Annotated in this window: 10 protein-coding genes and 1 pseudogene; 5 read left to right on the forward strand and 6 right to left on the reverse strand. The window is 66.9% G+C overall.

What is annotated here, in order from left to right; genetic code table 11:
- Positions 1–75: 75 nt before the first annotated feature.
- Entirely contained in the window at positions 76–753 is a 678-nt protein-coding gene (locus tag D477_RS08520; protein WP_005268626.1) for a Crp/Fnr family transcriptional regulator, read from the reverse strand.
- A gap of 255 nt (positions 754–1,008) precedes the next feature.
- On the opposite strand from D477_RS08520, the gene D477_RS08525 reads away from it, so the two are divergent.
- Positions 1,009–2,196, forward strand: coding sequence for a MarP family serine protease (locus D477_RS08525; RefSeq protein WP_005268627.1), 1,188 nt, complete (start codon positions 1,009–1,011; stop codon positions 2,194–2,196).
- Positions 2,197–2,224: 28 nt separating this feature from the next.
- Here the strand turns inward: D477_RS08525 and aroQ are convergent, their stop codons facing one another.
- Both aroQ and acs read right to left on the reverse strand, forming a co-directional pair.
- Complete coding sequence (gene aroQ / locus D477_RS08530; protein ID WP_043846238.1) at positions 2,225–2,683, reverse strand: type II 3-dehydroquinate dehydratase; 459 nt, start codon at positions 2,681–2,683, stop codon at positions 2,225–2,227.
- Positions 2,684–2,779: 96 nt separating this feature from the next.
- Positions 2,780–4,756, reverse strand: coding sequence for an acetate--CoA ligase (gene acs, locus D477_RS08535; protein ID WP_005268629.1), 1,977 nt, complete (start codon positions 4,754–4,756; stop codon positions 2,780–2,782).
- A gap of 267 nt (positions 4,757–5,023) precedes the next feature.
- Between acs and D477_RS08540 the strand changes: the two genes are divergently transcribed.
- From D477_RS08540 to D477_RS08550, 3 genes and pseudogenes are all read left to right on the forward strand, one after another.
- Entirely contained in the window at positions 5,024–6,502 is a 1,479-nt protein-coding gene (locus D477_RS08540; RefSeq protein ID WP_005268630.1) for a hypothetical protein, read from the forward strand.
- Positions 6,489–7,313, forward strand: a complete 825-nt coding sequence (nth, locus tag D477_RS08545) for an endonuclease III (protein ID WP_005268631.1) — start codon at positions 6,489–6,491, stop codon at positions 7,311–7,313. The genes D477_RS08540 and nth overlap by 14 nt, the downstream gene beginning before the upstream one ends.
- Positions 7,310–8,016: pseudogene (locus D477_RS08550) on the forward strand (NUDIX hydrolase). Before nth ends, D477_RS08550 begins: the two are co-directional and overlap by 4 nt.
- Here D477_RS08550 and D477_RS22250 read toward each other — a convergent pair.
- From D477_RS22250 to D477_RS23685, 3 genes are all read right to left on the reverse strand, one after another.
- Entirely contained in the window at positions 7,904–9,253 is a 1,350-nt protein-coding gene (locus D477_RS22250; RefSeq protein ID WP_190273543.1) for a hypothetical protein, read from the reverse strand. The pseudogene D477_RS08550 and the gene D477_RS22250 overlap by 113 nt on opposite strands.
- Positions 9,254–9,506: 253 nt before the next feature.
- On the reverse strand, positions 9,507–10,628 hold the full coding sequence (locus D477_RS08560; RefSeq protein ID WP_337587554.1) for a bifunctional 3'-5' exonuclease/DNA polymerase: 1,122 nt from the start codon (positions 10,626–10,628) through the stop codon (positions 9,507–9,509).
- Complete coding sequence (locus D477_RS23685) at positions 10,610–11,227, reverse strand: hypothetical protein (protein WP_337587555.1); 618 nt, start codon at positions 11,225–11,227, stop codon at positions 10,610–10,612. Before D477_RS23685 ends, D477_RS08560 begins: the two co-directional genes overlap by 19 nt.
- Positions 11,228–11,296: 69 nt before the next feature.
- Here D477_RS23685 and ssd point away from each other — a divergent pair, with 69 nt between their 5' ends.
- Positions 11,297–12,391: a septum site-determining protein Ssd gene (gene ssd, locus D477_RS08565; RefSeq protein WP_081608519.1), complete on the forward strand. Its 1,095-nt coding sequence runs from the start codon at positions 11,297–11,299 to the stop codon at positions 12,389–12,391.
- Positions 12,392–12,444: the final 53 nt, after the last annotated feature.

The following is a 12,444-nucleotide window of genomic DNA, read 5'->3' on the forward strand; positions in this document are numbered from 1 at the left end:
GCATTCTTCCCAGCAGGGTGAAAGAAACGGCGGCGCACCCCATAGAGGTGGCCGCCGCCGTCGTCGTTAATGGGCTCAGCGTGAGCGCTGGCGCAGGCGCTGGATGTCGAGGATGACAACCGCACGGGCTTCGAGGCGGACCCAGCCGCGCTGGACGAACTCGGCCAGGGCCTTGTTCACGGTTTCGCGGGAGGCGCCGACGAGCTGGGCCAGTTCTTCCTGAGTCAGCTCGTGTGCGACCAGGATGCCGTCGGTGGCCGGGCGGCCGAAGCGGTCGGCCAGGTCCAGGAGCGCCTTGGCGACGCGGCCGGGAACGTCCGAGAAGACCAGGTCGGCGAGCGAGTCGTTGGTGCGGCGCAGGCGGCGGGCAAGAGCCTGCAGCAGCTGGGCGGAGACTTCGGGGCGGGTCTCGAGCAGGCCGCGGAGGTTCTCGTTCTTCAGTCCTGCCAGCCGGGTTTCGGAGACGGCGGTGGCGGAGGTGGAACGCGGGCTCGGATCGAAGAGCGCCATCTCGCCGAAGAGTTCACCGGGGCCAAGGATGGCGACCAGGTTTTCGCGGCCGTCGGCAGCCGTGCGGCCGAGCTTGATCTTGCCGGAGACGATGAAATAGAGCTGGTCGCCCTGGTCGCCTTCACGGAACACCGAAGCGCCGCGCGAGAGGTCAACCTCAGTCAGCTCATCCGTCAGCGCGGCAAAAACGTCGTCGTCGAGGGTGGCGAAAAGAGGTGCGCGGCGAAGTATCTCGATGTCCATGTAGTCTCCTGTTTCAGTCGTTGGGCGGTCAGCCGTCGCTTGCTGGCTGGGCACTGCCTCCCATTCTGCCGCATGAGTTGGGCATGTGACATCTTCCACAAGCGGATTTTCGCTGAAAGGTAACGAAAATCCCAAAGGGTTGGGGGAGTCTTATCGGCAAGCGGTGCCGTTGCCCATAACCCATGAAGACCAAGGCATATTCCCAGCCTGGGCGACTAGACTGGTAGGCAAACTCCGGCAATCGATGGAGACAGCTTGCTTTTTGGCCTGACCATTCTGGACATCGTCCTGATCCTGGTGCTGCTTTCCTACTTGATTGCGGGCCTGCGCAAGGGATTCCTCGTGACCCTTGGCGGCATCATCGGCTTCGCCATCGGCGCCGTCGCCGCGTTCCTGGCCATTCCGTACGTGAGCATGTGGGTGCCGGACCAGGGCTGGAGGCTGACTGCCATCATAGCCGTCGCCGTGCTGCTCGTGATCCTGGGCCACGCGATAGGTTCCGGAATCGGCCGGAGCATCCGCGGCCGGATCGATTTTCCGACCGTCCGGCCGCTCGACCGGCTGCTCGGCGGGGCGGCGAACCTTGCGGTGGCGGCCTTGGTGATGTCGATGCTGGCCTTCAGTATCGGGGCCCTCGGCGTTCCCTTTGTATCCCAGCAGATCGCAGCTTCCAAGGTCATCCAGACCATTGACTCGCTCACGCCTGCGCCGGTGAAGACCTGGCTGGCGCAGGCCCGGTCCATCGCGGTGCAGGACGGCATTCCCATGGTGCTGGACGAAGCGGCCCCGGCCGATCCGGCGCCGGTTCCGGATGCGAGCACTGACACTCCCGCCTTGAACGAGGCCGCAGCGTCCGTGCTCAAGATCGCCGGAACCGCGTTCCAGTGTGGGCAGAACCAGACCGGTTCCGGGTTTGTCATCGCCCCTGGCCGCATCATGACCAACGCCCATGTGGTGGCCGGTGTCAACGAGCCGATCGTGGAGATCCCGGACGGCCGGGTACGTCCGGCCCGGGTAGTGCACTTCGATCCGCAGCGGGACATCGCCGTGCTGGCGGTGGAGGACCTGGAGCTGCAACCGCTGGCTGTCGGCGACGTTCTTGCAGATGGTTCCCTGGCCGCCTTCCACGGCTACCCTGCCGGCGGGCCGTTCCAGAGCCACCCCGCAACGGTCCAAGGCCGGTCAACGGTGCTGGTGCAGAACATCTACGGCGCGGATCCGTCCGAACTCGAGGTCTACACCCTCGCCGCGGACGTGGAACAGGGCAACTCCGGGGGACCGCTGTTGGACCAGCAGGGTCGGATCGCGGGCATGGTCTTCGCCAAGGCGACGGACGATGTCCCCGTCGGCTATGCCTTGACGCTCGAGGAGATCCTCCCGGTCATCAACGACTCCATGGTCTACCAGGAGACGGTCGCCGCCGGCCAGTGCATCCGCAAGTAGGCGTGCGGGCAGTCAGCGACCCGGCCTGCTACAGCCGCGAAGCGAGCAGATCGACAGCGAACTTGTAGCCGCTGATGCCTGCACCGGCGATCACGGCGACGGCGATGCCTGAGATGTAGGAGTGGTGGCGGAACTCCTCGCGCCGGTGGATGTTGCTGATGTGCACTTCCACCACGGGAAGGTCGACGCCGGAGAGCGCGTCGCGCAGCGCAACTGACGTATGGGTGTAACCGCCAGGGTTGATGACAATTCCGGCCGCCGTGCCACGGGCGGCATGGATGGCGTCGATCAGGACGCCCTCATGGTTCGACTGCAGGCACTCCACCGCCAGTCCATGGGCCTCTGCCGCCCGTGCGGCGAGGGTTTCCGCGTCCTCCAAGGTGTCGGAGCCGTAGATCTGCGGCTCACGCGTGCCCAACAGGTTGAGATTGGGGCCGTTGAGGACCAGGAGTTTACGTGTGCTGCTGCCGGTGGAATGTTCACTCATGTTGCCCACTATGCCGCATGGTGCTGCCCTCCCGCGGGAAGCAACGGGGCCGCCGCAGCAGTGCTGCGGCGGCCCCGTGCGGATGGTGCTGGATGGTCAGCCCTTGAGTGAGGTGGCGATCTGCTGCATGACCGTGTTGTCGGCCAGCGTGCTCGCGTCACCTGCTTCGCGGCCCTCGGCGATGTCCTTGAGCAGCCGGCGCATGATCTTGCCGGACCTGGTCTTGGGAAGTTCCGGCACTACCAGGATCTGGCGCGGCTTGGCGATCGGGCCGATCTCCTTGCCGACATGGTTCCGCAGGGTGGTGACGATCTCCTCGTCCTGGGCGGCGTTGCCGCGCAGGATCACGAAGGCTACGACGGCTTCGCCGGTCGTTTCGTCCGCGGCCCCGACCACGGCGGCTTCGGCGACCGACGGATGGCTGACCAGCGCGGACTCGATTTCGGTGGTGGAGAGCCGGTGCCCGGACACGTTCATCACGTCGTCCACGCGGCCCAGCAGCCAGATGTCGCCGTCGTCGTCCTTTTTGGCGCCGTCCCCGGCGAAGTACATGTTCTCGAAACGGGACCAGTAGGTGTCCTTGTAGCGTTCCGGGTCGCCCCAGATGCCGCGCAGCATCGCGGGCCACGGTTCCCTTACCACCAGGTAGCCGCCGTGCCCGTTGGGCACCGGCTGGCCGAGTTCGTCCACCACGTCCACGGCGATGCCGGGGACGGCGACCTGGGCGGAGCCGGGCTTGGTGGCGGTGACGCCGGGCATCGGGGCGATCATGTGCGCGCCGGTTTCGGTCTGCCACCACGTGTCCACGATCGGTGCCTTGTCGCCGCCGATGACGCGGCGGTACCACATCCAGGCCTCCGGGTTGATCGGTTCGCCGACCGAGCCGAGGACGCGGATGGAGGAGAGGTCGTACTTGGCGGGGATGTCCTCGCCCCACTTCATCATGGTGCGGATCGCCGTGGGCGCCGTGTACATGATCGAGACTTTGTACTTCTCCACGAGCTCCCACCAGCGGCCCTGGTGCGGAGAGTCCGGCGTGCCTTCGTACATCAGCTGGGTGGCGCCGTTGATCAGCGGGGCGTAGGTCACGTAGGTGTGCCCGGTGACCCAACCGATATCGGCGGTGCACCAGTAGACGTCCGTTTCCGGGTGCAGGTCGAACGTGGCCTTGTGCGTGAACGCGCTCTGGGCGAGGAAGCCGCCGGTGGTGTGCAGGATGCCCTTGGGCTTTCCGGTGGTGCCGGAGGTGTAGAGGATGAACAGCGGGTGTTCGGCATCGTGCGGCACCGGGGTGTGCTCGGCGGAGGCGCTTTCGACGGCGTCGTGCCACCACTGGTCGCGGCCCTCATGCCAGTCGATGGGCTCGCCGTTGCGCTTCACGACGACGACGTTGGCGACGCTGTGGCCTTCGGCCTCGAGGGCGGCGTCCACGGCGTTCTTCAGCGGGCTCGGCTTGCCCCTGCGGTAGGTGCCGTCCGCCGTGACGACGAGCTTGGCTTCGGCATCGTCGATGCGGCTGCGCAGCGCGTCGGCGGAGAACCCGCCGAACACCACCGAGTGGATGGCGCCGATCCGGGCACACGCGAGCATGGTGATGACGGCTTCGGGAATCATCGGCAGGTAGACAGCCACGCGGTCTCCCTTGGCTACGCCGAGCGACTCGAAGGCGTTGGCCGCCTTCTTGACTTCCTCGGTCAGCTGGGCATAGGTGTAAGTGCGTGTGTCGCCGGGTTCGCCTTCGAAGTAGATGGCCACCCGGTCGCCCAAGCCGTTCTCCACATGGCGGTCCAGCGCGTTGTACGCCGCGTTGAGCGTCCCGCCGACGAACCACTTCGCGAACGGCGCGTCCGACCAGTCCAGGGCCTGGGTGAAATTCTCGTCCCAGGTCAGGAGTTCACGCGCCTGCTTGGCCCAGAACGCCGGCCGGTCCGCGTTGGCCTCGGCATAAACATTTGCCTGGACCACCGCATTGGCGGCGAACTCTTCGCTCGGCGCGAACTTCCGGTTCTCCTGCAGCAGGTTCTCCAGTGCGTCGCCCTGGGTGGCGGACTGGACACCGTTGGCTTCAGACATGTGAAGACCTTTCGTGTTGCGGCTGGCATGGCGCGCCGACAGGGGAGCGGCTGCCACTCGTGCTGATCATCACATTAGTACCTGCCCGGAACATCCGTGTCCGGCATCACAGCCGAGGATGTAAAAGGCCGTAATTCTGCGCCAAGCGGTTAAAACCACTCTTGCCGGCTGCAGCGGTTCGGGTAGTGAAGCACTTAATCCTTGACTACGCTGAAATCAACTGGCCCTCTGGACAGGCTGCCTGGCCGTAACGAACGGAGAATGACGATGACAGATCCTGCCGTGATCAACCGCGACGGTGTAGGCGAGGCGGTGGCCGGTCCCTTTACCGTGCGTGACATTACCGTGGCATTGTCCGTGGTCCTTTTGTTCCTGGCTTCCGTCCTTCCGTCGGAGGTTTTCCGCGGAATCGTGTTCAACGTGTGGAACTCAGCGCCTCTGTTCCAGCTGGGCCTGAGCATCCTGCTGCCGGTCATGGTGTTGGCTTTGTTCGCCATTCGTCGGCTGGCGCCTAAAACGAGGCTGAGGATCGGGTCCCTCTCCGTGGACCAGTTTGCATCGGTCGTGGCATGTTTCAATGCCGCCTACTACTTCCTTGAGCTCGTCTCCGGGTTCGACCTGGTGTCAGTCGTTGGCTTCGTCGGTGGCCTTGGTCTGCTGGCGGCCACTGTTTGCGCGCGATGGATTCCGCAGTTCCGCGCCGACTTCGTGGGGCGGCCGGAAAGTGCCGCTCACCCGGTTGCCCGGGATGCGGTTGAGCCCCGCCCCAAGGTTGCCAAGCCGAAGGAGCCGGCCGCAGCCTCGGGCCGCTCAGTGAACGCCTCCGCAACCATGGCGGCCGGAGCAGGTCCCGCAGCCAATGGACCGGCCGGACACACTGCCTTCAGCGCCGCTGCTGAAGCCGCTCGTCCTGGCGCCGGCGTTTCAGAAGGTGCAGCGACTGCGCAGGCCTCACGGGAGCCGATCACTGCCGCCGCAGGCACAGGCCATGGAGCATCTGCCGGGGCCATCAGGTCCGGTTCGGGAGCAGCCACCCGGGGCACGGGCGAGTCCCTGAGGAAATCGGGCACCGCAGCCGGCACATCAGAAGCGAAGGCGCCGGCAGGTCCGCCGGAGGACCAAACGGCGCCAGGGGCAGCCGATGGGGAGGCCGTAGGCATCCCGATCTCCGACGACGAGGCCTCCGCGGCAGTTGCCGCAGGGAAGGCGGCTGAAGCAGGCAGTGCCGCTGCCTCGGCCACCGCAGCCACCGAGTCGACCGTTCCGGCCGAACGCGGCGACAAGACGGAGGCGCACAGCCTCGCTGGAGCGGGATCCCGCGGGCCCGATGCTGGCAAGGGCCAGCCGGACGCTGCGCTCTCCGCTGCCAGCGGCACCGAACGCACTGACGGCCCGGCTGGCGCCCGCCAGGAGGAGACGACCGGGGCAACCGTGGACTCCACGCCGAAGACCGCTGCGATGGGAACAGCTGCTGCGGGAACGAACCGGGAACATGGCGGACCGATCAGCGCCACGCGCGAGCACTATGAAGAACCGGATGAGGAAGAGACCGCGTACGAAGCGTTCTGGTTTGCCGTCGGCCGCACGCGTCCGGTATTCGACGAGGGCACCGGGCAGGTGGCCTTCACGTTGGAACCGGGGGCCTGGATTCTCGCGCTGCAGGACCGCGGCGACGAATTCCTGGTCCAGCACACCGACGGCAGGGTTGGCGTGCTGAAGGACCTGACGAACATTGAGCGCGCCTAGCAACGTACGGCGCAGGCCGCGCAAAGCCGCCGCGGAGGAGTCGCCGCTGGCCTTGAAACGACGTGCCCGCCGGATCAACAAAATTCTCGCCGAACAGTATCCCTACGCTGTGGCGGAACTCGATTTCCGTAACGCGTTCGAACTGCTGGTGGCTACCGTCCTGTCGGCCCAGACCACGGATGTGCGGGTCAACGCGACGACGCCGGCGCTGTTCGCCCGCTACCCGGATGCCAAGGCGATGTCCGAAGCGGACGAAGCGGACCTGCAGGAAATGATCCGGCCCACCGGTTTCTTCAGGGCGAAGGCACAGAGCCTGCTGGCGCTGTCCCACCGCATCGTGGACGAGTACGACGGCGAGGTGCCCAACAAGCTCGAGGACCTGGTGACCCTGGCAGGAGTGGGCCGGAAAACGGCCAACGTCGTCCTTGGCAACGCCTTCGGCGTTCCCGGAATCACCGTCGACACCCACTTTGGCCGCCTGGCCAGAAGGTTCGGCTGGACGAATTCGACCGATGCGGTCAAGGTCGAATCCGACGTTGCCGCACTGTTCGAGCCCAAGGACTGGACCATGCTGTCCCATCGCGTTGTGTTCCACGGGCGCCGGGTCTGCCATGCCAAGAAACCGGCTTGTGGGGCATGCCCGGTTGCGGACCTGTGCCCGTCGTTCGGTGAGGGCGAGACCGACCCTTCGAAGGCAGCCAAGCTCCTTAAGTACGAGCTGGCCCCTGGCCGCGAGGAGCTGTTGGAACGGATGCGTGCCGGTGAGACCCGTGCCGAACTGCGTGCCAGCGGTTTTAAGCTGGATGCATGAGTGCCAAGGCGGATCTGCAGAAGCTGGTCAGCGTACCGCTCAGCGAACGGTTGTCGGTCCGCGACCGTGAGCGCTGGTACAACGTCGACCTGGATGAGGACGACAGCCGGACTGCCGCAGTGCTGATGCTTTTCGGCGCGCTTGACGATACGCCGGCGGAATTCCACGATTCAGTGGTTCCTGACGACCTCGACCTGCTGTTCGTCGAGCGCGCTGCAACGCTGTCGTCCCATCCGGGCCAAGTAGCCTTCCCCGGTGGCGGGATCGACCCGGACGACGACGGGCCGGTGGCGGCTGCCTGCGGGAGGCAGTGGAGGAAACCGGTTTGGACGCCGAGGGCGTGGAGGTGCTGGGAATCCTGCCGCAGATTCCGCTCTCGGTAAGCAACTTCCTGGTGACCCCGGTGCTCGCGTGGTGGACCTCGCCGTCGCCCGTGGCCGTCGTCGATTTCGCGGAGTCCGCACAGGTCTTCCGTGTCCCGGTGGCGGACCTGCTTAATCCGGAGAACCGGCGCACGGCAGTCATCCAGCGCAACGGGCAGGTTTTCAAGAGTCCCTGCTTCCTGGTGCATAACGTCATCGTCTGGGGTTTCACGGCGATCGTTTTGAATCACCTGTTCGACGACCTGGGCTGGACGATGGCGTGGGACGCGACGCGAGAAATCCCCGCTCCGCTGCGTCCTGCCGCACAGGTTGAGGAGTAGCGCCAAGCTTGGAGCGCAGTTGCGCCGGGATCGTGATCGTGACCGGCGCGAGGGCGGGAACGGAAGCGCGTCCAGGGCTGAAGAAGCCTTCCGGAGACGTGGCCTGGGAGGCATTCTGTGCACGCTGCTGCAGCCGGTATCCGCCGACCGAGAGGACCGAAACCATCGATCCGAAAGCCAGTTTGTCGATGACAGTCCTTTTGAACGAGGTCTCCTTCAGGGGGCCTTCGATCAAATGGCCAGAGGTCCGTTTCAGCCCCCACTTGGCAGCCGACGAAAGGCCTTGCGCGGCCATCGCCACCGGTCCGGCGGCGGCCAGGGCCAAGGCCTGATCACCGTACTTATCCATGACAGTGGTAGCCCGGCTCGCGGATGAAGGACGATTAAGATGTCCCAAACGGTCCAGTGGCTTCCGCGCCCCATGCGAAACCGGCCAGAGCGCCGCCCGCAATGGCTGCGGCAGGCTTGCGGCAAGGGCAGATCCCGTGGTCCGGAGTGTTTCCTTCGCATAGGCGGACTGGTCTGCCAACTGATCGATGATACCGGCGAAACGGTCTGCTGCCTTCTTGAGCCGCGCAGCCGCCGCGGCGTGGGCGAGCAGCGCGCCAGCGCCGGCGCTGAGAACAGAAACCAGGACCGAGACCCCGACTGAGATGGCGACGTCCTGGACGAACATCGCCGCCTCATCCGCCAGCGCGGTATGTGCCGCCTCGACTGCTTCCGCCATGCGGTTGCAGTCCGCGGACAGCGAACGGCAGGCTTCGGCAATGTTGGACCCACAGAGATACAGCTGGCTGTGGTGCCCATTCAGCAGTGTGATGTCCGCGGCGCGCTGACCGGCGAGCGGAGCGGTGGCGGCTGACCAGTATTTCGCCACACTGGCGTCGACCTCCGCGGCCAGCAGGGACCAGGCCGCCGCGGCGGCGCGCATGGCCTCGGCGTCTCCGGAGGGCCATACCCTGCCTGCGAAGTCCGCGATGAACTGGCCGAATTCCGGAATAACCGGGAAACGGCCGCCTACGGCTGACGCGGCGGGCACCGGGCAGAGCGCGCGTGCGTGCGGTTCCGGTGGCACTTCATACGGCATGGGCGCTCCACCAGCCACCTGCTCGGTAAAAGCGTAAAGGGAAGCTGCTGTCCGGGTATGGTAAGCCACCGACCCATAGGCGGCTTCCAAGCCATCCAAAGCGGCCAGGATGTCTGCGGCAGCCGCATCATACGCCTCGCCCCAGGCCATGGCTTCCGTTTCCCAGCCGGACATGCCGGCCGCCACCGAAGTGCGGGCAACTGCCTCCACACGCAGATCCGCCCAGCTGGCCGCTGCGGATTGGGCGGCCCTGGCAGACCCGAGCATCGCTTCGGTATCTATGGTCAGAACGGCCATGCTCCTCCTTGTCCCGTTGCCGGCGGGGTTCCGGCAGGCGCTGGAATCAGCGTAGGGAAAGGCCCTCGGCGGGGCCATGGACCGCTGCCGGCTTGTGGATAAGTTCCTACTTGGCCTCGGCGTAGGAGCCCACTACGGCGATGCTGAGGGGAAAATCGACCGGAATCCGGCCGAACATCAGGCGTATCGCTTCGGCGGCCGCCTGTTCGATCAGGGCACAGGCAACATCGGCCTGGTCCTGGCGCACATGCAGGACCACTTCGTCATGCATGAAGAACACCAGTTCCCCGACAACGGTGCCGGCCGCAGCCGAAGCCCGCAGCCGTCGTCGTACTTCCGCCAGCCAGCACAGCGCCCACTCGGCCGCCGTCGATTGGACAATAAAGTTGCGGGTGAAACGGCCCCGGCTCCGTGCCGCCGCATCGGCCCGCCGCTGTTCGTCGGCACTGGCGCTGAGCTGGACCCGCCGCCAGTTCTCGGATGGCGGCGGGCAGCTGCGGCCCAGATAGCTGCTCACGACCTGCCCCGCTTCGCCCGCGCGGGCCGCCCGTTCGACGGTGCCAATAGCCCGCGGATAGGTCTTGGCGAGCTGGGGCATCAGGCGGCCGGACTCGCCCGTCGTCGCCCCATACATGGCACCCAGCATCGCCACCTTCGCCTTGCCGCGGTCCCCGCCGAACCCGGCATCGGCAATCCCCTGGTAGAGGTCCTTTCCCTGCGCCGCCGCCGCCAGCGCCTCATCCTGGGCCAAGGCGGCGAGCACCCGCGGCTCAAGCTGGGAAGCATCGGCGACCACCAGCCGGCAGCCGTCATCAGCGCGCGCAGCATCCCTGACCTGCTGCGGAATCTGCAGCGCGCCGCCGCCGCGCGATGCCCACCGTCCGGTCACCACGCCGCCAACCACATACTCGGTCCGAAACCGTCCCGCGCCCGCCCAGGAGTCGAGCCAGGACCAGCCGTTCGCCGACGCCAGCCGGGCCAGTTTCTTGTATTCCAGCAGCGGGCCAATGGCCGGGTGCCGCTGCCCGCGAAGCTCCCAGGACCGTGTGCTCCGGACTTCGATACCTGTCCGGTGCAGCGCCCGCAGCAGTTCCTGCGGCGAATCCGGGTTGAAGGCAGGAACGCCGAGCAGCCGGTGCAGTTCGGCGGCGAGCTCCTCCAGCTTGGCGGGCCGCCGGCCCGGACCAGGACGGGGACCGATCAGCCGGGTCAGGATTTCTTCGTGCACGTCCCGCCGCCAGGGCAGGCCCGAATGCTCCATCTCGGCGGCCACCAGGCGCCGGCGGATTCGGCGGCGAGGAGGAGCTGGAGGCGGTCCCGGCTCGGCGATCCGGCCACTGCCGCCAGCTGGTCCTGCAATTCCTGCAGCAGGTCTTCCAGTGAAATGGCCGCGGGCTGCGCGTCGAACAGCGTGAACTGGTCCGGCGCAGGCTCCTCCGGCGCATCCGCTGGCAGGCTGGTTCCGCGCTCCCGGAGCTTGCGCACGTAAGGTGTTCCCGCGGCGTACTCGGACAGCGCGAGGATGTTTCGCGCCAGGGACAGATCGTGGCAGCGGTCCACGGAGACACCTGCCCGCAGCAGGGGCAGGTAGCGGCTGCGCGTGTTATGCCAGACCCACCGCAGCGAGGGTTTTTCCAGGGCACGGACCGCCTCGGGAAGGTCCCGGGAACTGACGACGGCGGCGGGCGCGGTGGGTGCGCCCGTTGCGTCCGCCGGCTGGAGCCGGAACCGGCCGGCGCCGCCGTCGCTGTTGCCTCGGGCTCCCGGCGCAAGAACCATGTACACACAGGTATTCTCGCGCACGGTGCGCGGCGGCTTGTCCTCCACAGGACGCGGTTGTCCACATCGGGCCTGCCGGCTCTTTGTCCGCCGGGCAGGCAGGGACAGGCTCGTCGTATGCAGACGGAGAGTATGGCAAGCCGGCAGTGGACACCCCGGTATGACGGGCCGGAGGTCCTGCTCATGACAGCAGCCGCACGGTTGCGCGATGAAGTGGCCAGGGTGGCAGCGGCAGCAGGGGTGGAAGTCCGGTTGCTCGACCTGCCGGATGCCGGACGCATTCCCGAAGGCAGCGTGGTGGTGCTGGGCAGCGATGCCGCAGCGAGGCTGCCCAGGCTGGCAGCCGAGGTGATCGTCGCGGGGTTTCCGGAGGAATCCACGCTGTTGTGGGAACAAGCCGCAGCGGTCGCAGCCCATCGGGTTGCGGTTCTTCCCGAAGCGGCCGGTTGGCTGGCCGAGTACCTCAGCCGCAGCCGGCATGGCGATGCCCGCGGCAGCGTGGTGGCCCTGCTGGGAACCAACGGAGGAATCGGCTGTTCCACACTGGCCTGCTGGCTGGCTGCGGACGCTGCCGGGCGCGGTCTGTCCACCCTGCTGGTCGATACCGATCAACTCGGCGGCGGGCTGGAATCCGGACTGGGATGGGACCAGGTCCCCGGGCTGCGCTGGCCGGACCTCGCCGGTGTGCGCGGTTCGGTCAACCCTGCCCAGCTGCGGGCCTCGCTGCCGGCCGCCGATGGCTTCTCGCTGCTGGGCTGGGGGAGCGGACAGGGTCCCCAGGGAACGACGGATATTCCGCGGCAGGCCGTGACGGAGATCGTGGCCGCCGCGGCGGCGGGCTTCGACCTGGTCGTCGTCGATGCGGGCAGGGCCCGGGGTGAAGCCGGTAGTTGGCTCTCCGCGGCGGACCGCGCCTTGCTGATCATGCCGGCCGGTACCCGCGGAATCGCCGCGGGGACTGCGGCCGGAGGGTTCCTGCAACCCATACCGACCAGCGCAGTTGTCCGCGGGCCCCTGCCTGCCGGGCTCGATGAGGAGCTGGCCGCAGAACACGCAGGGCTGGAACTGGCGGGATACCTCCCAGGACTGCGCGGCCTGGCAGCGGCGCAGGAGAGGGGCAGGCTGCTGGAAAAAGCCAAGCACCGCGCAGTGCGGCGCCTGATGCGGCGCCTCGGGCCCAGCCTTGCACCGTCCGGCGGACGGACGGCTTGAACCATGGGCTACCAGGCAGGACCACATGGACGCCGCGCGGCGCGGATACCGGC

It is taken from the genome of Arthrobacter crystallopoietes BAB-32 (assembly GCF_000328305.2).
Classification (GTDB): Bacteria; Actinomycetota; Actinomycetes; order Actinomycetales; family Micrococcaceae; genus Crystallibacter; species Crystallibacter crystallopoietes_A.

Excerpts from the sequence above, each read along its gene's own strand:
- D477_RS08520 (WP_005268626.1), bottom strand. The coding sequence starts at position 753 with ATGGACATCGAGATACTTCGCCGCGCACCTCTTTTCGCCACCCTCGAC.
- aroQ (WP_043846238.1), bottom strand. The coding sequence starts at position 2,683 with ATGAGTGAACATTCCACCGGCAGCAGCACACGTAAACTCCTGGTCCTC.
- acs (WP_005268629.1), bottom strand. The coding sequence starts at position 4,756 with ATGTCTGAAGCCAACGGTGTCCAGTCCGCCACCCAGGGCGACGCACTG.
- D477_RS08540 (WP_005268630.1), top strand. The coding sequence starts at position 5,024 with ATGACAGATCCTGCCGTGATCAACCGCGACGGTGTAGGCGAGGCGGTG.
- D477_RS22250 (WP_190273543.1), bottom strand. The coding sequence starts at position 9,253 with ATGGCCTGGGGCGAGGCGTATGATGCGGCTGCCGCAGACATCCTGGCC.
- ssd (WP_081608519.1), top strand. The coding sequence starts at position 11,297 with ATGCAGACGGAGAGTATGGCAAGCCGGCAGTGGACACCCCGGTATGAC.